We start from the raw sequence: 25,188 nt of genomic DNA on the forward strand, positions 1-25,188 counted from the left end.
AGAATACGCTTACATTAAAGTTTCATTTTTATATCTCTTTCACACGTTTAGCGTAACACAAAAAAAGGGTGAAGTAAATATAACGTTATAATGTTTAAAAGTAAATAAAAAGATGCTCCTCCAAAATGTTGATAGTATAGGAAATTATATCAACGATTCGACAAGGAATATCGATTTACCGACAAAAAACGTCAATTTCTTTCTTATATAAGAAAAGGCTGTCCCAAATGGCACAGCCTTTTTCTCTATTCCTGAACCGTCACAATAACCCCATCCATATTGTTCCCGGAAATTTCATACTGCTTATTTGCTGGAACATTCACTTTCATATTCCCAGAAACTTTATAATAAGAAACAGTATATTTCTTACCTTCTACTTCAGTTGAAATCTCTTTTTCCTCTTTTAAAAACTCTAAATATTCCTCTAGTGTGAAATTCTTTTTTTGCATAATCGCACTATGAGGTAATCCGACATAACGTATATGCCACGGCTCATATTGAATGCCTGTAATATGACTTTTATTTTTCGGATAACGTAATACAAAGCCATGCTTCCATACGTTCTCTTCAATCCATTTTCCTTCAGGCGCTTTCTCCATTTTCTTTTGAGTAGACCCAATGTCCAGTGATAATCCTAAATTATGTTCACTGTATCCTGCTGGAAGTGCATAATCAGATCCCATTTTTTCATATAGCTGTTTTTGCTCTTGGAAATCTCTATAGCCACTACTAATCAAAAAATGGTTAACACTTTCTTTGCCAGCCGCATCGACAACGTTCAAAAACTTTTTCATAACATCCTTTGATGAACGAAGATTTCTATCAAATATTACATAGCCTCTCACTAATTCACTATTATGATTTACATTTATAATATCAGACCTAATACTATCTTTTTTTACTGGATAATCCCTGTTAACTAATAATAAATCGCCCTTATAAATTTGTTCCTTCGTAATCTCTTTCCCCTCGGTGTTTGCCGCCTTTACTAGCTCATCTTTTCCGACAATTTTAACATCGATTCCCTTTTGAAATAACGGTGATATATAAACGCCTACACATACTGTGCATGCTATAAAAAAAGAAATAAATACCCACTTTTTCATTTCTAGTTCCTCCTTAACGTAACTTACGTATAGAATAGAAAAAACTATTAAAATAAAAAGTGGGGTAAAGTTTAAATTTTTATTAAATTGTTACATTCTCGTCTTTTGGCAATCGTACTTCAAATATCGTTCTAACTACATTGCTCTCAGCAGAAATCGTACCGTTATGTTGCTCGACAATATTTTTCGCAATAAATAGTCCAAGGCCTGTCCCGCCACGGTTCTCAGTTCTTGCTTTATCACCTGTATAGAACATATCAAAAAGATACGGTAAATCTTCTTCCGGGATGCTATCTCCGTAATTCATAATTTGTACGACAACTTCTCCATTATCAACATACCCATTCATATCAACAAATTGTCCATCATACCCGTAACGAACGGCATTTGTTAACAAGTTTTCAAATACTCTAGCTAACAATTTTCCATCACCGTGCATCGGTAAATGAGGAGCCACGTTCAATCTAGCTTCTAAATGATGTTTTTCTAATAACGGATACAATTCCTCCTCTAACTGTATAAGCAACTCACTTATATCAATCGGCTTTTTATCCAGCTTTAGCATGCCATAATTCATACGTGTAATTTCAAATAGCTCATCAATTAAACTTTCCAGTCTTTGCGATTTTGTATATGCAATTGTGGAGAAATGTTTAATTTGTTCTTTTGTTAAATTTTCATCTTTAAGAATTAAATCTAAATATCCTAACACGGATGTTAATGGTGTTCTTAAATCATGAGCTAAATTCACAACAAGCTGATCTTTACTACTTTCTGCAAAGTCTCCTCTTTCCACAGCTTCTTTTAACTTTTCACTCGCAACATTTATTTCGCGCGCGATATTTCCAAACTCATCATTTGATGAAACTTGAACTTTATTCGTAAAATTACCGTTCGCAAGATGATGAATCCCATTAGAAATTTCATCAAAGTATTTTAAATACGGTTTTGTCAAAAAGAAGAAAAAGATAACAGATAACGGAATAAAGAAAATTAAAAAGAAGTTAATGTCTCCAAATTCCCTTACCATTGACCTAAATTGCGCTAAAGGCTCTTCGTAGCGAACCATTGTTTTATAATACAGCTGCAATCCTTTATAAATTATATAAGTTACAGTTGCTGCAAGCACCATACTTAACGCAAATAAGGCAATCATTTTAAATCGAAAACTTTTCATCATATTAGCCATTGAAAGTATAACCTACTCCCCATACTGTTTTTATTAATTTATCCTTTCTTTTATCTTCTCCAAGTTTCTTCCGCAAAGTACGAATATGTACCATTACTGTATTTCCACCTTCATAATAATCGTCTGCCCATACGTGCTGAAAAATATTTTCCACATTGTACACTTTCTTCGGATGACTCGCTAATAAATATAAAATATCGAACTCTTTCGGCGTTAATTCAATTTGCTCACCATACACATCAACCGTCCTGCGCTCGGGATTAATTACGACTCCGCCTATTTCTAAAGCAGATTTGCTCTCCGCTACTTTCGGTTGATTTAACGTAAAAAACCTACGCAGTTGTGCATTTACACGTGCAACTAATTCTATTGGTGTGAAAGGCTTCGTCATATAATCATCCGCACCTAGTACAAGACCTGTCACCTTATCAAAGTCCGAAGTTTTCGCGCTTAAAAAAATAATCGGCATATGATGTTTCGCGCGAATTTGACGCGTCACCTCATAACCATCCATTTTCGGCATCATAATATCTAAAACTACCAAGTCGATTGGCTGCGTTTCAATAATATGAACCGCCTCTTCCCCATCCGCTGCTTTCACAACATGGTACCCTTCTTTTTCTAAATGTATCTCAATTAAGTCAGCAATTTCCGCCTCATCATCAGCTATTAAAATTGAAATGCGCTTCATTTTACTCCCCCTTTTTCATTCCATTTTTATACGCTAGATTGTAAACTAGTCTATCCAATTTGTACAATACGAAAAGGCTACTCGTTAAAGTAACCTTGGTAAATAAAATTATATCAGCGATTTTTCAATTATATCGACCGTAACTCAAATTATATCAGCGATTATTGAAATATATCGACTTACCGACAATTAACGACAAAATCCTCTCGCTATTTGCGGGCAGCCTAAGGAAGCTCTCCTTTACCGTTCAAAAACAATTCGCTGCTTCGTGATTTCCGTCAGCCTTCCACGATCTACTTCATACTCAGCTTCAACACTTTGCGGCACCATTACTTTCCCACCCCCAAGCATCACTTCCGGTGAAATAATATCCCTCTCCCAATGTCTACTAGAAGCAGATATATCGCCTGGAATCGTAAAGTTAGGCAATGAGGCAAGAGCGACATTTTGCGCTCGTGAAATCCCCATCTCTACCATACCGCCGCACCAAACAGGGATATTATGCTCCATGCAATAATTATGGATTTGAATAGATTCTGTTAATCCGCCCACTCGCCCTGGTTTAATGTTCACAATTTGGCAGCTGCCAAGCGTGATCGCAACGCGCACGTCTTCAAAACTATGAATACTTTCATCTAAACAAATCGGCGTTTCAATTTTCTTTTGCAACTGTGCATGATCAAGAAAATCGTAATCCGCTAACGGTTGTTCAATCATCATTAATTGGAATTCATCTAGTCGTTTCAGCCTCTCCGTATCCGCTAATGTATACGCTGAATTCGCATCTGCCATTAGCGGGATATGCGGAAACTCTTTACGAATCTCTTTCAATAATTCGTAATCATGCTCTGGCTTTATTTTCACTTTAAAACGCTCGTATCCTTCTTCCGCGTACTTCTCTATTTGTTTTAACATAACCGGAATTGTATTGATCCCTATTACAACGCCGACTTCAATTTCAGTGCTAGTTCCGCCAAGAACTGTCGCTAGCGATTTCTTTTGACGCTTCGCATATAAACCCCAAACAGCCCCTTCTATTCCAGCCTTCGCCATCCGGTTTCTTTTGATATGTTGAAACAAACTCGGCACCTCATTCGGATGAGAAATTTCAGCCTTTAATAAATCAGGTAACAAAAAGTCTTGCAGTACATGTAGTGCTGTCTTCACCGTTTCTTCCGTATACCACGGTTCAGAAAATGCAACGACTTCCCCAAATCCAATGTACCCGTCTGTATCCTCTAATTCAATAACAATACTCTCACGCTTTTCGTAAGTCCCGTAGCTCGCAGCAAACGGGATTACGAGTGGCATTTCCGTTATATACAGTTTCGCTTTTTTTATTTCCACTACATCTCCTCCACTAATTGTCTTAACTCTCGTCTTAACAATTTTTTCGAAGCGTTACGTGGTAATTCCTCTAAGAAACATGCTTTCCTCGGCACTTTATATTTCGCTAATTTCTCCTCGCAAAAATGAAGAATTTCTTCTTCTGTTACCGCCCCGCTTTTCACAACAAAAGCAGCTGGTACTTGTCCCCATTTATCATCAGACATACCAACAACACCGGCTTCCGCTATTGCCGGATGAGAGAGTAACACTTCTTCAATTTGAGCTGGGTATATATTCTCTCCGCCAGAAATAATTAAATCGCTGCGGCGGTCTAATACGTATAAAAATCCTTCTTCATCTAGATAACCGAGGTCACCCGTATGAAGCCATCCGTTTTGAATTGTCTCACGCGTCGCATCTTCACGGTTAAAATAACCGCCTGTTACGTTCGGTCCTTTTACTACAATTTCGCCTTCCGCATGTGGCGGCACTACTACGCCGTCTTTTTCAATACGAAGTTGGCACTGGAATAATGGTTTTCCAGCCGAGCCAACTTTCGTTAACATGTAATCTGCTGATAACGTACAAATTTGAGAAGACGTTTCTGTCATACCATACGTTTGATACACAGGGATTCCTTTTTCCACACACGTTTCTAATAGCGGTTTCGGCGCGGGTCCTCCGCCAAGTAACATGCATCGTAAAGAAGCTGGATATGTCCCTTCTCCAAGTCTCTCTAATAAATCTGTTAACATTTTTGATACGACAGAAATAATCGTAACGTCCCTCGTTTGAAGTGCGTTGTGAATAAAATCAGCATCATATTTCGGAACGAGTAAAATGCGCATACCGTACATAATATTTTTCATTAAAAGAGATAGCCCACCAACATGGAACATCGGCATACAAGCTAACCAACAATCATCATCACGAAGACCTAAATTAAGCGAAGAACCAACCGCGCTTGCCCAATGATTTCCGTACGTTAAAATAACGCCTTTCGGTTTTCCTGTCGTCCCAGACGTATAAATAATTGTCATCGCTTCTTCTAAAGAAAATTCTTCTTGTATAGAGGCTTCTACCTTCAGTCCATGCATCACTTCAGCAAATGAATATACAGGAACATCATTAGCATCAAACTGTTGATCCGTCACTAAACAAACAACTTCAGCATCATCCATTTGCCAAAGTAGCTCTTCTCTTGAAAGACGTGTATTTAGAAGTACAGCTACTGCACCTACGTAAGATAGGGCGTGAATAACTGTAATCATCTCCATACCATTTTTCATCAGAACAGCCACCTTTTGCCCTCGCTTCACTCCAACATGCGTGAGGTGCTCACAAACAGATACTACTTTTTCATGTAGCTGCACGAAAGTAACTTTCTCTTCCTCTATTTCAATTGCAGTGCGATCTGGTGTTAAAAATGCACGCTGTATTAACCAATTAGGCATCGTCTCCATTACTCATTCTCCTTTCATGAAAGAAAGAGACCTGATATGACATCAAGTCTCTTAGTTGTTTTGTTTCCGGTTGATCTCATCTAGCTACAGCGGCTAGAACAGTCGGTCGTTTCACGCCTTCCTACGAGGCAAAAAGCGCCTCTACGTCAGGAGTTCCAACGCCCTTTTGTTCTAAGCAAGCCGCTTTCGCTTTTGGTTTCATCAAGGGAAACGAGGGAATTGACCGAAGTCCGGACTGCGTTTTTCTTTGAACGCGTCGCGACCTTCTTTTGCTTCGTCAGTTGTGTAGTACAATAACGTTGCATCTCCAGCTAGTTGTTGAATACCAGCTAGACCGTCTGTGTCTGCGTTGAATGCAGCTTTTAGGAAACGAAGTGCCATTGGGCTGTTTGCTAAGATTTCTTGTGCCCATTGTACTGTTTCTGCTTCAAGCTCTTCTAATGGTACTACTGTGTTTACTAAGCCCATATCAAGCGCTTCCCCAGCACTATATTGACGGCATAGGTACCAAATTTCACGAGCTTTCTTGTGGCCTACCATACGAGCTAAGTAACCAGCTCCGTATCCACCGTCAAAGCTTCCTACTTTAGGACCTGTTTGTCCGAATACAGCGTTGTCTGCAGCGATTGTTAAGTCACATACGATATGAAGTACATGTCCACCACCGATTGCATAACCTGCTACCATTGCGATAACTGGTTTAGGAATTGCGCGAATTAGACGTTGTAAGTCTAATACGTTTAGACGTGGGATTTGGTCGTCACCTACATATCCACCATGACCGCGAACTTTTTGGTCGCCGCCAGAACAGAATGCACGTCCACCTTCACCTGTTAAAATGATAACGCCAACATTTGCATCATCACGAGCATGTGCAAAAGCGTTGATTAACTCCATTACCGTTTTTGGACGGAATGCGTTATGTACTTCAGGACGGTTAATCGAAATTTTTGCGATACCATTGTATGTTGAATAAATAATATCTTCGTAATTGCCTTCTTTTACCCATTCAATAGCCATTACAACTACCTCCTTGTGTATGTCTGATCTCATCTATAAGTGTGACTTCCTTCTTGCTGAAAAAAGCATCACTGCATAGTTTTTAGAAATCCCTTTACTATTGTATCAAACTTTTCCGGTTGTTCCACATGAATTGCATGGCCAGCACCATCAATTTTGACAAATTTCGCGTTCGAGACGCTTTTTTCAATGTTTTTTAATATGCGAAAGAACTTTTCATCATATTCTCCGTTCATTAAAAGAACAGGTATTTTCAAGTTATGTAGCTCTTTCCACCATGAAGGCTGAGCCCCTGTTCCCATGCCGCGCAAGCTATTTGCAAGTCCTTTTGGATTGTTAGCAAGTCGCTCTTTTCGCACTGCTTCTTGTACGTTTTCTGCTAAACGTTTTTGCGTTTCAAAAAGCGGAATATTTTCCCACATGGATACAAAACTTTCTATGCCTTCTCGCTCAATTTTATCGGCAAGTCGATCATCTTTTTCACGACGTTCTTTTCTATCCGCTTCATTTTCGAGCCCAGCTGTACAATTTTCTAATAAAAGAGAATGTACATACTCTGGATATAAACAAGCCAACGTAATCGCTAGTCTACCACCCATTGAATAGCCGAGTATGTGCGCTTTTTCAATATGAAGATAGTCTAGTAGCTCTTTCATTTGCACTGCCGCATTTCGAATATCATAATGCGTCACATCTTCGGGACTTTCTGTTTTTCCATGCCCAACAAGATCTACTACAATAACTTGAAACTGCTCGCTCCATGAAGGAATAAAAGAACGCCACGTTTCCATACTTCCCGTAAAACCATGAAGAAGTAGAAGTGGTTCCCCGCTTCCGACTACTTCATATTCATACGATACACCTTGCAGCGTTACGTTCATTTTGATTCACCTTGTAAAGATGTAGTAATCACGTCCATCGTTTTTGCCCATAATGTCCGGTGCAATATTAAGTTTTCATCACGGTTCGTACAAATTTCCACAACGTGTAAACCTTCTGTAGTCGTTCCTTTTTGTACCTCTTCTCGGAAGCTTTCCCAACCATTTACACGGCTAAATGAACCACCGTACATTTTAACAACGTGTTCATAATCAAGACCAATTGGTGTTCCAAATAATGATTCGAAATGTTCCTTTTTCTCATACTGTGGTAAGAATGAGAAAATACCCCCGCCATCATTATTTACAACGACAATTATTATATTTAATTCATGTAATTTCGCTGCTAACAGCCCATTTAAATCGTGATAAAATGATAAATCACCAATAATTAATACGAGCGGATCGCAAATAATGCTCGCTCCTAAAGCTGTCGAAATGATTCCGTCAATCCCATTTACACCGCGGTTTGCCATCACTTGAATATTTTTATCCGATGTGAAGAAGAATGAATCCGTATCACGAATTGGCATACTATTACTTGCAAATAACGTTGCTCCTTCTGGTAATACGCGGACAATATCCGTAATGACTTTCCCTTCAAATGCAGTATCATATGTCTCCATTTCACGAAGCGTTTCCTTCGTTTTTTCGTTTATATGTTTCCACATTCCGAACCAATCATTCTTTTTCATAACTGGCATTTTTTCTATTAGTGTACTGCAAAATACAATATCACTTGCTTGGACAACTTCTGTCGCAACGAGAGCTGGATCTCTCCATTGTCCAGATTCATCAACAACGATATGAACTGCTTTCGTTTGTTTTTTTATGAACTGTGTTAATGATTTGGAAACAGGCATACCACCAAAGCGAATTAAAACGTCCGGTTTCCACGTTTCTTTTAACTGTTCATTTCGTAGAAATGTGTCATAACAGTCGATTACCATCGTTTTATCGTGATGTCCGCTACGAATATTAGAAAGCGGATCTGCCAATATTGGATATCCAGTTTTTTCAGCTAATTCTGCCGCAAATGCTGCGAGTTCTGAATGACTATCGTCTCCACAAATAATAAGCCCCTTCTCCATATGCGAAAGGCGCCCTACAAGCGAATCTACATATTCACTCGGCATCGTCACGTTCCCTTGCTGAACTACTCCTGTATATTCCCCGCGTCCTTTATCCCATAAATCTTCTAATGAGAAATCCGGGATAAGCGGTTCGCGTACTGGAAAATTAAGATGAACAGGTCCTTGCGGCGCTAAACAAGCACTCGCTATCATACGCTGCGTTGTCATGCGAGCGTAATGATACATCGCTTCACTCGCTTCTGGAAGAGCCATCTCTGTAAATTGCTTCACAAATGTACCGTATAAATTGAATTGATTCATCGCTTGTGGTGCACCGACATCTCTTAATTCATGCGGTCTATCTGCCGTTAAGACGATAAGCGGCACTCTTGAATGAAAAGCTTCACATACAGCTGGATAGTAATTAGCTGCTGCCGTTCCTGATGTACACAATAATGCAACAGGACGTTTTTTCGCTTTTGCGATACCGAGCGCAAAAAATCCTGCAGATCTTTCATCTACATGTAAATATGTGTTCATTCCTTCATGTTGTTCCATTAGTAGAGCAATCGGCGTTGACCGTGAGCCTGGACTAATGACAACATCACATACATTTAGACGCGTCAGTTCATCCACGAACGCGCCTAAATAATATGATAATGCTTCTATATGATTGTTCATTTCATTAATTCCTCCAAAGCACCAAGCATCGGTCTAAACTTCAAACTTGTTTCTTCATATTCAAGTTGCGGTACAGAATCAATTACAATCCCGCAACCGGCAAATAAGGATGCTTTCTCGCCATTTAATAACCCGCAGCGGAGTGCAACCGCAAACTCACCATTTCCTTCATCATCTATCCAGCCAATCGGTGCGCCATATAATCCTCTGTCTAACAATTCAACATCACGAATCAGTTTCATCGCTTCCAAACGAGGTGTCCCGCCAAGAGCTGGTGTTGGATGTAATTCTTCTACCATTGTTAAAAGACTCGCATCGCCTTTTGCCTCTACAGGCGTATATAAATGAATTAAGTTTTTCGTTGTTAATAAGCCCGGCCTTTCCGGAATATTAACGGATTCGCAGTGCTCATTTAATACCGACCTAATCATGTTCACAACATAACCGTGTTCAGCTAAATTCTTTTCATCATGAAGAAGCGCATTACTATTTCGCTTACTTTCTTCTATAGATTGACCATGGCCAGTTGAACCAGCAAGACACATCGAAGTAAACTTCTCATCTTCTTTGCGAATTAACCTCTCTGGCGTCGCTCCTAAGAAACATGCTCCTTTATAATCAAAAGAAAATACGTAACAATCCGGTTGCCCAATACGAAGTGCTTCTAAGACAAGAGCAGAATCAATATGATGATCCATCTCTACTTTTAACTCCCTCGCTAATACAACCTTCTGCACGTTCCCCAGCTTCATTTCATCTTGTACTTTCTCAATGGCCTCCATCCAGCCTTTCGGATCCACTTCTACTTTAGAAGTAACTGTTAATTTCGATCCTTCTAATGCACATTTACTCTCCCCAAAAATTTTCTCTTCTAAAGAAACAATTTCGTTATAAAGAGTTTCTGCACAATCTGTTGCTGAAACGAATGTATTCATTGTTAACCATGCTTTTTCATTTTTTACAGTTAATAAAAATGCTGGTAGTGAAAATGTCGTATCATCAAATTCTTTCCATAAGTCCGTTTTCTCTTTTTCTTGGTCAAATGAAAATCCACCAAATAAAAGAGGACCTGTTCCAAATTCGTATTTTTCTCTTTGTACAAATGCTTTCTCTTTTACTTTATCCCACTCGTCACGAGCAGTTTGAAAGCGTTTGTGAGAAGCAGTTGCTATAGTGAAAACAGAGCCAATTCCAGAAAATATTACATGCTGAACTGGGTCTGCAAAATAACATCTATTTTCGAATGCAATCCTTTTTCCTGCTGCATAAAACAGAAGCGGATCCATCCAGTCTATTTGTTTTACGAAGCTAACCAATATTTTTTCATCAGTTGCACGCTTAATGGCTGCACTAAGAGCTTCTTGCAAGCCTATTTGTTTCGTTTGAATCACAATTGTCTCCCCCCTATGGGCGAAAAATAGTCATAATTACGCTTGATTTTAAGATACACCTCAAACGAAAGGCCTGTCAACGTTTAGCATTTCTGAGAAATTCACCTTCTCTTCCTAGAAAATAAACGTTGACACTAAATGATGCTTTTTCTACACTTAGTTGTGTACAATATGTGACCAAAGGAGGATTCAACATGGAAATGAACGTCGAAACGAATTCCTCTCCTACGGCGCCAAAGCCAAGTAAGCAAACAGGCTGGCGCATTTGGTGGAGTTTACTACGTCCTCATACATTAACAGCAGCTTTCGTTCCTGTTTTCATCGGAACAGCCTATGCGATGCAAGTCGGAGGTATAAATCAAATACATCTTCCTCTTTTCCTTATGATGCTTCTTGCTTGTCTTCTCATTCAAGCAGCAACAAACATGTTTAATGAATACTTTGATTATAAAAGAGGACTCGATCACGAAGGTTCAGTTGGTATCGGCGGCGCTATCGTTCGCGATGGCATTCAACCAAAAACGGTGCTTAACTTAGCATTTGGATTTTTCGGGATCGCAATACTATTAGGTGTTTATATTTGTATGAATTCTAGCTGGTGGCTCGCTGCAATCGGTCTTGTTTGTATGGCCGTTGCTTATCTTTATACAGGTGGGCCACTTCCAATTGCATATACACCATTTGGAGAGTTGACAGCCGGATTATTTATGGGTGTCATTATTATTGGGATTTCATTCTTTATTCAAACTGGCACTGTAACATCAGAAGTCATTTTACTATCTATTCCAAGCTCCATTTTAATTGGTGCCATTTTACTAGCTAATAATATTCGTGACTTGGATGGCGATAAAGAAAACGGTCGTAAAACGTTAGCAATTCTCGTGGGACGTGAAAGAGCTGTTGGTGTACTTGCTTCGATGTTCATCGTTTCCTACATTTGGACAATTGCTTTAATTATCGTGGGCATCGTATCACCATGGATGCTTATCGTATTTTTAAGTGCACCGAAAGCATTTAAAGCGACGAAAGGCTTTATCGGCAAAAGCATTCCAATGGAAATGGTACCTGCGATGATTGCAACAGCAAAAACAAATACAATCTTCGGTTTCCTAATGGGAATCGGATTATTACTTGGATATTTTCTATAAAAGGAGCTGCTTATGCGGCTCCTTTTTCATATCTGAAATTCATCTCATAATTCCTACTCTCAACGCTCATACTATGTAAAGAAACTGAATTGTAGGAAGGTGGACGACTATGTTAACTCCACAACAAATAGGCCAATTTAAATCCATTTTAGAAAAACAAAAACAAGAACTAGAGCAAACGATACAAACTCATGAAAATACAGATCGTGCTTCTGAACGCGATTCAGTAGGAGAACTGTCTAGCTATGACAACCATCCAGGTGATATGGCTACAGAATTATACGAACGAGAAAAAGATTTCGGACTCATCGAATTTTGGCATAAACAACTAGATGATACAAAACATGCTCTGCAAAAAATTGAAGCTGGTACGTACGGCATTTGTGAAGTATCTGGTGAAAAAATTCCGTTTGAAAGATTAGAGGCAATGCCAACCGCTACAACGTGTATTCAGCACACTACAAATAAATTAAATATGAACACGCGACCAGTTGAAGAAGAGGTGTTGGCTCCTTCTTTTCACAAGCACGACGAAGATCATTCTGTAGAATACGATGCTGAAGATGCATGGCAAGATGTCGCAAATTACGGGACATCAGAAACACCGTCCGATTTAGAAAGACAGGATTCCAAAAACTATAATGGCATGTACGTAAATAGCGAGGAAAATGTTGGGTATGTAGAGGATTTTGAAAATTTTATAGGAACAGACATGTATGGCAAAAATCCGCAAGTTTTCGCCACAGAAGAACATGAAGAGTATGAACAAATGCTTGATGACTTTGAAGAGCGCACTTTCAAAGGCGAGTTATCTTCAAATGAATCTAGTTCCAAAGAATAAAAAAAGCATTCCGAAAATCGGAATGCTTTTTATCGCTAGCTAATTAGTTTTTTGTAACGTTAGCTGCTTGTGGTCCGCGGTTTCCTTCAACGATTTCGAAAGAAACTTCTTGACCTTCTTCTAAAGTTTTGAAGCCGTCGCCTTGGATAGCTGAGAAATGTACGAATACGTCTTCTCCGCCTTCAACTTCGATGAAGCCAAAACCTTTTTCGCCGTTAAACCATTTAACTTTACCTGTTTGCATGTCATGTACCTCCTAAATAAAAATGAAACTATGAATCCACATGAAAAGGTGGATATAAAGGACATGAATGTATAACAAGCTTACAGCCTTTAATACAACGTGCTTTATTTCCGTACCACATTATGTAGCTCAATAGTGCTTTCACTATATCATGCTATATCGAAAACGTCAAATGAGAACACTTTCATTCCATCATTTTTTATAATCCTAGTATAACCTTAAATTTTCATTCTATTTTTATTCGAAAATTAACAAAACTATAGTGTTCTAATTCTTTTAACTTCTGTACAATATAATTACTACATATTTATGAGGTGAAAAAATGCAAGCACATGAAATCGAATATAAGTTATATGGCGATGATATGCAATTTGTTGAAATTGAATTAGATCCAAAGGAAAGCGTTGTCGCAGAAGCGGGCGCAATGATGATGATGGAAGACTACATCGAAATGGAGACAATCTTCGGTGATGGTTCTGGCCCATCTAACGGTCTATTCGGAAAATTAATGGGAGCAGGTAAACGTCTCGTTACAGGTGAAAGCATGTTTATGACTGTATTTACAAATACAGGGCACGGCAAACGCCACGTCTCATTTGCTGCTCCTTATCCTGGTAAAATTATTCCTGTAGATTTAACAGAATACCAAGGGAAAATCGTTTGTCAAAAAGATGCCTTTCTTTGTGCCGCAAAAGGTGTTTCTATTGGAATTGAATTTACAAAAAAAATAGGAACTGGTTTCTTCGGTGGTGAAGGTTTCATCATGCAGAAACTTGAAGGTGATGGCCTCGCTTTCATGCACGCAGGCGGAACTGTATATAAACGTGAATTAAAACCTGGTGAGAAACTTCGCATTGATACAGGTTGTCTCGTTGCCATGACAAAGGATATTAACTATGATATCGAATTCGTTGGAAAAGTAAAAACAGCTCTATTTGGCGGTGAGGGTTTATTCTTCGCAACATTAGAAGGTCCTGGAACAGTTTGGATTCAGTCCTTAACACTTAGCCGATTAGCAGCACGCCTTACAAGCCCAGCAGCGCAAAGTACTGGTGAAGGTAGTGTATTAGGTGGAATCGGTCGTTTATTGGATGGGAAAGAGTAAAAAGGGCCCTTATGTTGGCATGGCCATCGACTAATAAAATACTACAATTAAAACACCCTTGCTTGCAGTAATGCAGTGAAAGGGTGTTTTAATTTACGTCTACAAACGAGAAAAAGCAGTTAAAATAAAGTAATAAGGTTTACTTCAGTAAAATAAGGTATATTATATTTGTTGAATAGATTCTCTTTAAACACAAGAAAAGTAGGTGAAAAAAGTGGGAAAATATCAATTAGATTCCAAAAGTCAGGTAGCTGTGGCAAAGTTTCATGAAAAACAGAAGCCTGCCAAATTTGATAAAAAGCAGCAACTTGAACAATTGCGTGCGGAGTATTTGAAAAAAAAGCAAAAACAAACAGATAAATAATATGTTTCGTTTCCCGAAATTTTCGGTATATAGTGCGAACAAACACAAGAAAATAGGTAATCATCGTTCAAATATATACAGGCTATTTTTTCAAACCTCTTACAAGCCCAGCATTATAAAGTACTGTTGAAGGTAGTATATTAGGTGAACTTGATTTCCTTTTAGATGGAAAAGAGTAAAAAAATGCCTCCAATGCAAAAAAAACATCGGAGGCATTTCTCTAAAGTTTATGAATATGGCATTTTATTTTTACTTCGGAGGGCTATACATACCATTTCGAATCATATAATACTCCATCGCTTCATTAAGCCATGCCTCTTCTTCTTCCGTGTAAGGAGATGGTATCATATTATTATATTGTTCTTCTACATTCTCTAATTTACCTAAAGAATACATTGTCTCTTCACCAACATACTTAAGAGTCGCCTTCATATGTTCATCAACCAATTTTTGCACTTCTGAATCCTCAATTTGTCTTCCAAATAACCTTTTCACTTCTTTTGCTAAACGCACAAACTCTTTATCAAGTGCTATGCCCTCTTCTTCCGGCTTATTATATAATCCATCAGCCAATTCTTTTGACACATATCCTTCAAGCCATAAACGTTGTTCGTTTTCTTTTTGAATGCTGTTAATTAGACTCATTAATATGTCACTATCCAACTCTTCATCTTCCTCAAGACATACCATTGTTCGTTCAAGCGCCTTTATCGAAACTTCAATGTGTCTTCTCTTTTCTTCAAAGGCTTTTCTTTGTTGTTCCAACGTTTCTTTTAAATTTACATTCAAACTTGGCATTTTCAGCATAACGCGTATTTCTTCTAAGCTATATCCTAATACTTTAAGACTCACTATTTTCTGTAGATCTAATATATCTTTTCCTTTGTACACACGGTGACCAGAGCAAACATTCTTTTCAGGTTTAAGTAGTCCAATTTCATCGTAATATTGTAGTGTCCGTATTGATGTGCCTGTTCTCTTTGAAAACTCACCAATTGAACAGCCTTCCTTTTTGCTCATCTTACACTCCTCCTAACAATATGTTTACAAAAATCATACTCCCTCACGTAACTGTAGGTTCAAGCCTTTTTTCCAAAAGAATGAATCAAGTTCCTCACTGCATATATTAAACTATACCTTTTCTTAAGGAGGGCTTCCTTAATGCGTACTCCTTTATCCTTTGATAAAGACACTGCCATACTGTTAGCTTCTTGTTGTGAGTTAACGTATGAACAATATAAACAAAATGGTATTTTCGAAATACCAGCTGGTTTTCAATATGTACAAGGTTTTCAAGGAAAGGCCATTCAAACAACAGAATGGTTCGGGTTTATATTAGAATCTGAGGATACAATTATCGTTGCCTTTAGGGGCACTCAAACAGACCCAGATTGGATTATTGACTCTCTCGTCAATCAAAAACCTTATCCTTATGCTTTAAATGGAGGAAATGTCCATCACGGCTTTCTCTCTATTTATGAGTCTTGCCGTGATTCTATTATGGATATGCTCGTATCATTGCCAGCACATAAAAAACTGCTAGCTACTGGGCATAGTCTAGGTGGTGCGCTTGCCACATTACACATATTAGATGCGCGTATAAATACTGCCTTCGCACAATATGGACTTTATACATTTGCTTCTCCAAAAGTAGGAGATATCGCTTTTCGAAATTATTATAAACTACAAGTAGCTAGTAGTTTTCGTTTCGTCAACTTGTTCGATGTCGTTCCACTTCTCCCTCCCCGAAACATAAATTTTAATGATCATGATTGGGAGTATGCACACGTCCATCACAATATGACATTTACAAAAAACACAAAATCCATTACAAATAATCATTCCATTACAACATACAAAACATGTCTGACTTCTCATTTTTAACCAGTAAACAATTGGAAATAAAATATTCGTATACTATAATACTCTATGAAGTTATTTTTGGATGAGGGGACCTTACATGTTAAAATTTATCTTCACACTTTTTCTTATTGTAATTTTTACGGTCACAGGTTTCTTTACATTTTCATACTTTGCGACAGGAGAGTATGATGGGGCAGGTATAATATATACCACTATTCCATTTCTTTCTTAAGCAAAATAAATAAAACGAGCTTAAGAAAAGTAAGCTCGTTTTATTTATTAATATCCATTTTTGTTGGTAAATCGATAATATATCCCCCAACGTAGCAACCTCTTTAAAACTGTTTAACAGCATTACCAATACCCCAAATTTCATTGCTGTACTGCAAAATCGTTCGATCACTCGCAAAATGACCAGACTGTGCAATATTTAAAATCGACATTTCTAGCCACTTTGTTCGGTTCTCATAAGCTCTACCGACAGCTTCTTGTCTTTCAGCATATGGGCCAAAATCTCGCAGAACGAAGTATTCATCATTTTGAATAACAAGAGAATCGTAAATCGCTTCAAATTCAGCTCCCGATTGTGCAAAGAAACCATTTGTTAATTGATCAACTACTTTTTTAATGTGCCTATTGTGGTGATAATAATCACTTGCACGATATCCACCATTTTGATAGTAATGAAGAACCTCTTCCGCTGTTAAGCCGAAAATGAAACAGTTATCATCACCGACCCGGTCTTTTATTTCAATGTTAGCTCCGTCTAGCGTTCCGAGTGTAATTGCACCATTCATCATAAATTTCATATTACCTGTTCCCGATGCTTCTTTACTCGCCGTTGAAATTTGTTCACTTACATCCGCTGCCGGGAATATATCTTCCGCTAAAGAAACTCGGTAGTTTTCTAGAAAGATAACTTTCATATATTGACTGACGTACGGGTCATTATTTACTTTTCTTGCGAGTTCATTTATTAATTTAATAATTTTTTTCGCGTAATAATAGCCAGGTGATGCTTTCGCTCCAAAAATAAAAGTACGCGGATAAAATGTAAAACTAGCATCCTCTTTCAAACGGTTATACAAATATAAAATATGAAGAACATTTAATAATTGTCGTTTGTAAGCATGTAGTCTTTTCACTTGCACATCAAAAATAGAATTTGGATCAATCGTAATCCCCATTGTATTATGAATGCGCTCCGCTAAAATCTCTTTACGCTCTTGTTTTACTTCTGCAAATTTCTCTTGGAAACTAGCATCATATTGAACTGTTTGCAACGATTGAAGCTTAATCGGTTCTTTCTTCCACTCTGTTCCAATCGCCTCTGAAATGAGATTTGTTAGCTGTGGATTTGCTTTCATAAGCCAGCGCCTATGAGCAATTCCATTCGTCTTATTATTAAACTTATCTGGATAAAATTCATAAAACAATCGCATTTCCCGCTGTTTTAATATTTCCGTATGAATTTTTGCTACACCGTTTACGCTATGGCTACCGACAATTGCTAAATGAGCCATTTTCACAAGATCATGCGCAATAATTGCCATGTCTTCAATGCGATGCCATTCATAAGGATAACGTTCCCAAAGTTCATGACAGAAACGTTCATTAATCTCTTCAATAATCATATAAATTCTCGGTAATAACGGTTTAAAAATGTGAATTGGCCACTTTTCGAGCGCTTCTGATAACGTCGTATGATTCGTATAAGAAATCGTCTGCGTCGTTATGTGCCAAGCTTCTTCCCATGTTAACTTTTCTTCGTCTAGTAAAATACGCATCAGTTCTGGAATTGCTAAAACCGGATGTGTATCGTTAATGTGAATCGCGATTTTTTCATGTAGTTGACGAAGGTCACCATATCTTTCTCTATGCATTCGAACGATATTTTGTAAACTTGCTGATACTAGGAAATACTGTTGTTTTAAACGAAGTATTTTCCCCTCATCATGCGTATCATCTGGATATAAAAACTCCGATACAGCCTCTGTTTCGCGCTTATATTTCAAAATATCTTTGCAGTTTTGCGGGAAAGGAACTGGTTCAGCATTCCAAAGTCTAAGTGTATTTACAGTACTCGTCTCATAGCCTACTACCGGCACATCATATGGCACCGCCATAATGACTTCTGCATTTGTATGCCTAAACTCTAAACGCCCGTCAATTTCTAGCGGTTCAACACTGCCAAAATAACTTACTTCTACAGCTTGATCATGCCTTCTTACTTCCCATACGTTTTCATGAAGAAGCCACTGTTCTGGAAATTCAACTTGATAACCATCGACAATTTTCTGATCAAACAAACCATGTTTATAACGAATTCCACAGCCGTGTCCTGGTAAGTTTAAAGATGCAAGTGAATCAAGAAAACAGGCTGCTAAGCGTCCAAGTCCACCATTACCAAGACCTGCATCTGCTTCCACTTCTTCTAACTCTTGTAACGAAATCCCTAGTTCAGATAACCCCTGCTCGCATACATCTCTAATACCTAAATTCAAGATGTTACTTCCAAGCAAACGTCCAAGCAAAAACTCAATAGACAAGTAATACATTTGCTTTTGCTCTCCGGATCGATAACTCTCGTTCGTTGCAATCCATTGACTATTCATATACTCACGTACCATATGGCCGAGCGTATTATATTGATCACGAGTTGTAGAATCTTTGAAACTTTTCCCATACATCGTCTCTAACTTTTCTAGAAAAGTTGATTTAAAACTTTCAACATGAGTAAACATTTTTTCACCACCTACATGTTATTCCATGAGACTTTTATACAATTCCTTATAAGCAAGAGCCGATTGCTCCCAGCTATAATCTTCAGTCATCGCTTGTTTTACAAGCTGCTCCCACACTGGTTTATCGTGATAAAATTCAATTGCACGGTGAACCGTATGCAGCATGTCATGTGCATTAAAGTTCGTGAAACTGAAACCATTTCCTTCGCCTGTTTCTTCATCATAAGAATGTACTGTATCGTTTAATCCACCTGTTTCTCTTACAATTGGAATCGTACCATACGCTAATGCGATAAGTTGTCCAAGTCCACAAGGTTCAAACAGCGATGGCATTAAAAACAAATCGCTTCCCGCATACACTTGGTGCGCTAATTCTTCATTAAATCCGATATAAACTTTTACCTTCTCCGGATACTCATATGCCATCCACTCAAAGAATTGCTCATATTCCGAATCACCTGAACCTAAAATAATACATTGTACATCTTCTTCCATTATTTCGCGGAATACAGTGCGTACTAAATCAAGACCTTTTTGCTTCGTTAATCTCGTTACCATTGAAATAATTGGTGTATCCTCTTTTTCTGGCAAACCAAAATAACGCTGCAAAGCGCGTTTATTTTCACTCTTTTCATATAATGACTCTGCATCATACTGAGCCTTAATATACGAATCGGTTTCTGGATTATATACGCTCGTATCAATACCATTTACAATGCCGCTAAGCTTATCATTATATTTTCGCAGTAATCCATCTAACTTCTCACCGAAAAATTCATATTGAATTTCTTCTTTATACGTCGGGCTCACCGCTGTAATTTGATCCGAAGCGATAATACCGCCTTTCATAAAGTTTATGTTTCCATAAAACTCTAGCTGCTCACTATGAAAATATTCATCACCAAGCTCTAACAAGTCGTACATCACTTCAGGAGGAAATACTCCTTGGAACTGCAAGTTGTGAATCGTATATACCGTTTTAATACGCTCATATAATGAGTTATCTTGATACTTTTCACGTAGTAAGAAATTCACCATAGCTGTATGCCAATCGTGGCTATGAAGAACATCCACTTCAAAATCAAGATGCGGAATACACTCTAACACTGCTTTTGAGAAATAAGAAAAACGCTCCCCATCATCATAATGACCATACAGAGAATCTCTCTTAAAATAATATTCATTATCTATTAGGTAATACGTAATTCCGTCTTGCTCACCTTTTAAAATTCCACAATATTGATTTCTCCACCCAAGCGGGACGTTAATTACTTTATGTAACGTACATCCATCTCTTAACTTTTGCGGAATGAGACTATAATTCGGAAGTATAATACGAACGTCCACTCCTAATTTTTTCAGCTCTTTTGGGAGCGCACCCGCTACATCAGCTAATCCTCCCGATTTCACAAACGGTACACATTCTGATACTGCAAATAAAATATTCACTTGTTGTCCCACTGCGCGAAAAGTTTTTATTACTCCTCTTGCAGCTTCCTCCCTTCGAGTTTTCATTTAAATTAAAACTTTAATCAGTGGGGAAAAAACCCCACTGATTCTTTAGGAATAACTATTAATCGTACTGTTTTGTACGCTTCCTTTTTCTACAACATACGGCTCATCGGTGTTTCCTTTTAATACGACACCGTCGCCAATTTTCACGTCTTTATCAATAATAACACCGTCTATTATACAGTTATCTCCAATTTGGCTCTTTTGCATAATAATACTGTTACGAATAATTGAACCTTTTCCAATTTTAACTGAACGGGAAACAACACTGTTTTCTACTTCCCCTTCAATAATACTGCCATTTGCAATCATTGTATTTTTCACGACTGCACCCTTTAAATAACGAGTTGGTGGCTCATCTTTTACTTTCGTAAAGATTGGTGCTTCTTTCTTAAATAATTGCTTCCAAATAGCAGGTTGCAAAATTTCTAAGCTATGTTTATAGTAACTTTCAATCGAATCAATAATAGCTACATATCCTGTATGCTCATACGTAGCAATATGCAATGATTTTCCGCGCTTTTCTCTCACTACATCGAATAAGCTATATTGCTCCACATCTTTATATGACTCAAATAAATCTAACAATAATTGTTTCTTCAACACGTATGTTTGAAGCGAAACCCCTTCATGGCAAACTTCCGTAATATCAGCTGCCGTATGTATATGTCGCTCTAACACCGCCTGAAAATTTAATGCTGTTACGAGATGGCTATTCGTAATAACAACGTACTCTTCTCTGCTTCTTAGAAAATAATCAATATGTCTTCTAAAGTGTGCAAAAGATCCAAACTCATCTTGGTCACATTGGCAATTTGGCGGGAATAAAAATAGTCCGTCTCTTTTTCTATCTAAATCCCACTGTTTTCCTGAACCAACATGGTCCATTAGCGAACGGTTTTTATGGCTTGTAAAAACTGCCACACTATGAATACTAGAATTTACCATATTTGAAAGCATGAAATCAATGAGTCGATAACGGCCCCCAAACGGTAACGCCGCTAGTGAACGATGCCCTGTTACTTTCTTTAAGGAAGGAAAACTTCCCGTTGCATTAATAATTCCTAACATTTTTTCTCCCATTCATTTCATCCCCCTTTTCTATTTCCCTTCAGCAATTAATACTACATCGTCAACATTCTTTTCTGGACGAATGATTGTGCCATCTTCGATAACCATTTCTGATCCAACAATCGCTCTTTCAATCACAACATTTTTACCAATCTTTGCTCCTGGCATAACGACAGAATCAATAACCATACTACCTTCTTCCACCGTCACCCCTTGGAATAACACAGAATGCTTCACGTCCCCTTCAATGACGCATCCTTCGTTAATAAGCGATTCTTCTACTTTTGCCTTTTCTGCAATATATTGAGGTGGCTCATTTGGATTCACAGAATAAATACGCCAATTACGATCGTTTAAATTCAGCGATGTTTCATCGCGAAGTAAATCCATATTCGCTTCCCATAAGCTTTTCACCGTTCCAACATCTTTCCAATATCCTTCAAATGGATACGCCATTAGCTTCTTCCCTTCATCTAATAAAAGCGGAAGTACATCTTTTCCGAAATCATTACTAGATTCAGGATTTCTTGCATCCATCTCTAAATACTCTTTCAAGATTGCCCAGTTAAAAATATAAATTCCCATTGATGCAAGATTACTTCTTGGAAATTGTGGTTTCTCCTCAAACTCAACAATCTCCATCTCTTCATTTGTATTCATAATGCCAAAGCGACTCGCTTCATCCCAAGGTACTTCAATAACAGAAATGGATACGTCCGATTCTTTCTCAATATGGTAATCTAGCATCTTACTGTAATCCATTTTATAAATATGGTCGCCTGATAAAATAAGAACATACTCCGGTTCATACTGACTTAAATAGTTTAAATTTTGATAAATGGCACTTGCCGTACCTGTATACCACTTCACCCCTGAAGACTCTGCATAAGGAGGTAATACTGTGACTCCACCGTTTACTCGGTCTAAATCCCACGCATTTCCAATTCCGATATAATTATGAAGTTCAAGTGGTTGATATTGTGTTAAAATCCCAACCGTTTCAATACCAGAATTCGCACAGTTACTTAGCGTAAAATCAATAATGCGATATTTACCACCAAATGGAACAGCTGGCTTGGCTAAATTTTTTGTTAATGCACTTAAACGACTACCTTTTCCCCCTGCTAGTAACATCGCTACGCACTTTTGTTTTTGAGCCATCTTGTTTTTTGCTCCCCTTTCTCGTCTTCACTGGTCGTAATATGGATACGCCAAATGGTGGAATTGTAATCTCTACATGTGCTGCTTGATTATGGTACGGTTCTAGAAACGTCTTAAGACGTTTCTTATTCACTTGCCCCGAACCGCCATATTGCTGTGCATCACTGTTTAAAATCTCGTTATAATACTCGAAATCTGGTACACCTACTTTATAGTTTTCATATGTAGCTTTCGTAAAATTACATACGACAACTAACGCATCTTCTTGTTTATCCCCTTGGCGGATAAAAGAGAAAATACTTTGCTCATTATTATTAGCATCAATCCACTGAAAACCTTCAGGTGAATGGTCAAGCTGCCAAAGTGGTTTTGAGCGCTTATACAATGCTATGAGCTCATTAAAGTAATCATGCATATAACGATGCATTTCAAAATCATGTAAATTCCAATCTAAATCTTCAAGATCTTTCCACTCATCAAACTGTCCGAATTCTCCTCCCATGAAAAGTAACTTCTTTCCTGGGTGAGTAAAGAAATATCCATATAATAAACGAAGCTGAGCAAACTTATCCCAGTAATCACCTGGCATTTTATTTAATAACGACTTTTTCCCATGAACGACTTCATCATGAGAAAGCGGTAATATGAAGTTTTCAGAGTACGCATATAGTAAAGAAAACGTCATTTTCTCATGAATGTGTTTCCTATATTCAGGCGCACACTCCATATATTTCAGCACATCATTCATCCAGCCCATGTTCCATTTGTAATTGAATCCAAGCCCACCTTCATACGTCGGAGTTGTTACAAGTGGCCAAGCTGTTGAATCTTCTGCCGTCATAAGAAAATCTTCATCCTCTGCAAACACTGCTTCATTTAACTCTCTTAAAAATGAAACAGCATGCTCATTACTTTGCTCTTGTCCTTCTTTATTCCAGTACAACATGTTCGCAACTGCATCTACTCTGAAACCATCAATATGGAAATATCTCATCCAAAATAACGCATTTGAAATTAAGAAATTACGTACCTCTCTCTTTCCTAAATCAAAATTGACAGTTCCCCATACTGGATTTTCTTGTACATCTTTATCTTTATATTCATAGGTCGGTGTGCCATCAAACAAATATAAACCGTGAGCATCTTTACAAAAATGCCCCGGCACCCAATCTAAAATGACACCGATTCCATATTTATGACATTCATCGACAAAATGCATTAAATCATGCGGTGTACCAAATCTACTCGTCGCTGCATAATATCCCGTTCCTTGATATCCCCAAGAACGATCATATGGATGCTCAACAAGCGGCATAATTTCAATATGTGTAAATTGATGTTCCACCACATACGGGATGAGCTCTTCAACCATTTCCCTGTAAGAGTACAGCGTTCCATCTTCTTTCTTTTTCCAAGAACCAAAATGTAATTCATAAACTGTCATCGCTTCTTTATAAATCGATTTTTTCTTTTTCTTACGATTCCAGTTTTTATCATTCCATTCATATCCTTTTATATCAAAAACTACAGATGCCGTATTCGGTCTTACTTCTGCATATACAGCATACGGATCTGCCTTTAAAATGACGTCACCAGTCAACGTTTTAATCGCATATTTATATATTTCTCCTTCTTCAATATGCGGTATAAATAAGGACCAAATGCCTTCTTCTGTCACTTGTAGCATCTTATGTTGCTCATAATCCCACTCATTAAAATCTCCAACAACACTCATTGCTTTCGCATGAGGAGCCCACACTGTAAATCGTACCCCTTGAATCTCATCTTCCGTCACAACATGTGCGCCAAAGATGTTATAACTTTCATAGTACTTTTCTGTATGAAACTCATCTCGTTTCACTTCTTCACAATTTATTACACTCAATATGCTCACCTCACTTAGATGACAGAATTTTTTATACTTTAACTATTTCTGCGAAAAACTGCAATATCCTTGTTAATTTATAAAAAATATTCGTTTTTTTCTTAAAAACGTTAGTTTTTCCTCACATTTCCGTGTAAAATATCGAATTTTGACGAATATTCATTGAAAACGCTTTATTATTCTTCTGTTTTTCTGTCTATTATTTTTTCTCAATCTTTATTTTATTAGGTTTATCCTATTTTTCATGCTATTTTCCAATCAAAATTAAAACAAAATAATCTGTCATAAAAAAATGTTTCTCAACATTTTTTGTCACAATTTTATTGAAATGCAAAATTCATAAGCATATACATGTTCTCAATAAAGCACTTCGATTTTTCGTAACTATAATTCATAGCGGACTACTATGTTTAATTATTTATCCTTGTT

21 protein-coding genes are annotated in these 25,188 nt (G+C 37.7%); 5 read left to right on the forward strand and 16 right to left on the reverse strand.

Annotation, left to right across the window (positions count from 1 at the left end; translation table 11 throughout):
• Window positions 1-245 precede the first annotated feature (245 nt).
• The 9 genes from JFU02_RS15655 to JFU02_RS15695 form a co-directional block, all read right to left on the reverse strand.
• On the reverse strand, window positions 246-1,106 hold the full coding sequence (locus JFU02_RS15655; protein WP_061667097.1) for a M15 family metallopeptidase: 861 nt from the start codon (window positions 1,104-1,106) through the stop codon (window positions 246-248).
• An 82-nt stretch (window positions 1,107-1,188) separates the two neighbouring features.
• The gene (locus tag JFU02_RS15660) at window positions 1,189-2,295 is read right to left on the reverse strand and encodes a sensor histidine kinase (RefSeq protein ID WP_000002608.1); all 1,107 of its coding nucleotides are present in this window, start codon (window positions 2,293-2,295) and stop codon (window positions 1,189-1,191) included.
• Window positions 2,288-2,986: a response regulator transcription factor gene (locus tag JFU02_RS15665; RefSeq protein ID WP_000822510.1), complete on the reverse strand. Its 699-nt coding sequence runs from the start codon at window positions 2,984-2,986 to the stop codon at window positions 2,288-2,290. The genes JFU02_RS15660 and JFU02_RS15665 overlap by 8 nt, the downstream gene beginning before the upstream one ends.
• Window positions 2,987-3,226: 240 nt before the next feature.
• Window positions 3,227-4,333, reverse strand: a complete 1,107-nt coding sequence (gene menC / locus JFU02_RS15670; protein ID WP_000403259.1) for an o-succinylbenzoate synthase — start codon at window positions 4,331-4,333, stop codon at window positions 3,227-3,229.
• Entirely contained in the window at window positions 4,333-5,778 is a 1,446-nt protein-coding gene (locus JFU02_RS15675) for an o-succinylbenzoate--CoA ligase (RefSeq protein WP_000449532.1), read from the reverse strand. Before JFU02_RS15675 ends, menC begins: the two co-directional genes overlap by 1 nt.
• Window positions 5,779-5,979: 201 nt before the next feature.
• Window positions 5,980-6,798, reverse strand: a complete 819-nt coding sequence (gene menB, locus JFU02_RS15680) for a 1,4-dihydroxy-2-naphthoyl-CoA synthase (protein ID WP_000963887.1) — start codon at window positions 6,796-6,798, stop codon at window positions 5,980-5,982.
• A 68-nt stretch (window positions 6,799-6,866) separates the two neighbouring features.
• Complete coding sequence (gene menH / locus JFU02_RS15685) at window positions 6,867-7,679, reverse strand: 2-succinyl-6-hydroxy-2,4-cyclohexadiene-1-carboxylate synthase (RefSeq protein WP_061667096.1); 813 nt, start codon at window positions 7,677-7,679, stop codon at window positions 6,867-6,869.
• A complete protein-coding gene (gene menD / locus JFU02_RS15690) occupies window positions 7,676-9,430 on the reverse strand; it encodes a 2-succinyl-5-enolpyruvyl-6-hydroxy-3-cyclohexene-1-carboxylic-acid synthase (protein WP_201071261.1) in 1,755 nt (584 codons plus the stop codon). Before menD ends, menH begins: the two co-directional genes overlap by 4 nt.
• Window positions 9,427-10,821, reverse strand: a complete 1,395-nt coding sequence (locus JFU02_RS15695) for an isochorismate synthase (protein ID WP_061667095.1) — start codon at window positions 10,819-10,821, stop codon at window positions 9,427-9,429. The genes menD and JFU02_RS15695 overlap by 4 nt, the downstream gene beginning before the upstream one ends.
• 194 nt (window positions 10,822-11,015) lie before the next feature.
• Here JFU02_RS15695 and JFU02_RS15700 point away from each other — a divergent pair, with 194 nt between their 5' ends.
• Both JFU02_RS15700 and JFU02_RS15705 read left to right on the forward strand, forming a co-directional pair.
• Window positions 11,016-11,969, forward strand: a complete 954-nt coding sequence (locus JFU02_RS15700) for a 1,4-dihydroxy-2-naphthoate polyprenyltransferase (protein WP_000425752.1) — start codon at window positions 11,016-11,018, stop codon at window positions 11,967-11,969.
• 109 nt (window positions 11,970-12,078) lie between these two features.
• A complete protein-coding gene (locus tag JFU02_RS15705) occupies window positions 12,079-12,810 on the forward strand; it encodes a yteA family sporulation protein (protein WP_201071263.1) in 732 nt (243 codons plus the stop codon).
• Window positions 12,811-12,853: 43 nt separating this feature from the next.
• On the opposite strand, the gene cspD is transcribed toward JFU02_RS15705, so the two are convergent.
• On the reverse strand, window positions 12,854-13,054 hold the full coding sequence (gene cspD, locus JFU02_RS15710; RefSeq protein ID WP_001193052.1) for a cold-shock protein CspD: 201 nt from the start codon (window positions 13,052-13,054) through the stop codon (window positions 12,854-12,856).
• A 322-nt stretch (window positions 13,055-13,376) separates the two neighbouring features.
• Here cspD and JFU02_RS15715 point away from each other — a divergent pair, with 322 nt between their 5' ends.
• Both JFU02_RS15715 and JFU02_RS15720 read left to right on the forward strand, forming a co-directional pair.
• Entirely contained in the window at window positions 13,377-14,159 is a 783-nt protein-coding gene (locus JFU02_RS15715) for a TIGR00266 family protein (protein WP_001147843.1), read from the forward strand.
• Between the two features lie 214 nt (window positions 14,160-14,373).
• Entirely contained in the window at window positions 14,374-14,523 is a 150-nt protein-coding gene (locus JFU02_RS15720) for a hypothetical protein (protein ID WP_000521642.1), read from the forward strand.
• Between the two features lie 249 nt (window positions 14,524-14,772).
• Here the strand turns inward: JFU02_RS15720 and JFU02_RS15725 are convergent, their stop codons facing one another.
• Window positions 14,773-15,543 (reverse strand): MerR family transcriptional regulator, encoded by a 771-nt coding sequence (locus JFU02_RS15725; RefSeq protein ID WP_061667094.1) that lies wholly within the window; start codon window positions 15,541-15,543, stop codon window positions 14,773-14,775.
• A 141-nt stretch (window positions 15,544-15,684) separates the two neighbouring features.
• Between JFU02_RS15725 and JFU02_RS15730 the strand changes: the two genes are divergently transcribed.
• A complete protein-coding gene (locus JFU02_RS15730) occupies window positions 15,685-16,407 on the forward strand; it encodes a lipase family protein (protein ID WP_061667093.1) in 723 nt (240 codons plus the stop codon).
• 314 nt (window positions 16,408-16,721) lie between these two features.
• Here JFU02_RS15730 and glgP read toward each other — a convergent pair whose 3' ends face one another.
• The 5 genes from glgP to glgB all read right to left on the reverse strand — a co-directional run bounded on the left by glgP (window position 16,722) and on the right by glgB (window position 24,759).
• The gene (gene glgP, locus JFU02_RS15735; RefSeq protein ID WP_000494103.1) at window positions 16,722-19,130 is read right to left on the reverse strand and encodes a glycogen phosphorylase; all 2,409 of its coding nucleotides are present in this window, start codon (window positions 19,128-19,130) and stop codon (window positions 16,722-16,724) included.
• An 18-nt stretch (window positions 19,131-19,148) separates the two neighbouring features.
• Window positions 19,149-20,579 (reverse strand): glycogen synthase GlgA, encoded by a 1,431-nt coding sequence (gene glgA / locus JFU02_RS15740; protein ID WP_042973442.1) that lies wholly within the window; start codon window positions 20,577-20,579, stop codon window positions 19,149-19,151.
• A 111-nt stretch (window positions 20,580-20,690) separates the two neighbouring features.
• Window positions 20,691-21,725, reverse strand: a complete 1,035-nt coding sequence (gene glgD / locus JFU02_RS15745; RefSeq protein WP_000504165.1) for a glucose-1-phosphate adenylyltransferase subunit GlgD — start codon at window positions 21,723-21,725, stop codon at window positions 20,691-20,693.
• An 18-nt stretch (window positions 21,726-21,743) separates the two neighbouring features.
• Window positions 21,744-22,874, reverse strand: a complete 1,131-nt coding sequence (glgC, locus tag JFU02_RS15750) for a glucose-1-phosphate adenylyltransferase (RefSeq protein WP_000057602.1) — start codon at window positions 22,872-22,874, stop codon at window positions 21,744-21,746.
• On the reverse strand, window positions 22,822-24,759 hold the full coding sequence (gene glgB, locus JFU02_RS15755) for a 1,4-alpha-glucan branching protein GlgB (RefSeq protein WP_000111406.1): 1,938 nt from the start codon (window positions 24,757-24,759) through the stop codon (window positions 22,822-22,824). Before glgB ends, glgC begins: the two co-directional genes overlap by 53 nt.
• Window positions 24,760-25,188 lie beyond the last annotated feature (429 nt).

This window comes from Bacillus sp. TH13 (genome assembly GCF_016651175.1).
GTDB lineage: Bacteria > Bacillota > Bacilli > Bacillales > Bacillaceae_G > Bacillus_A > Bacillus_A thuringiensis_S.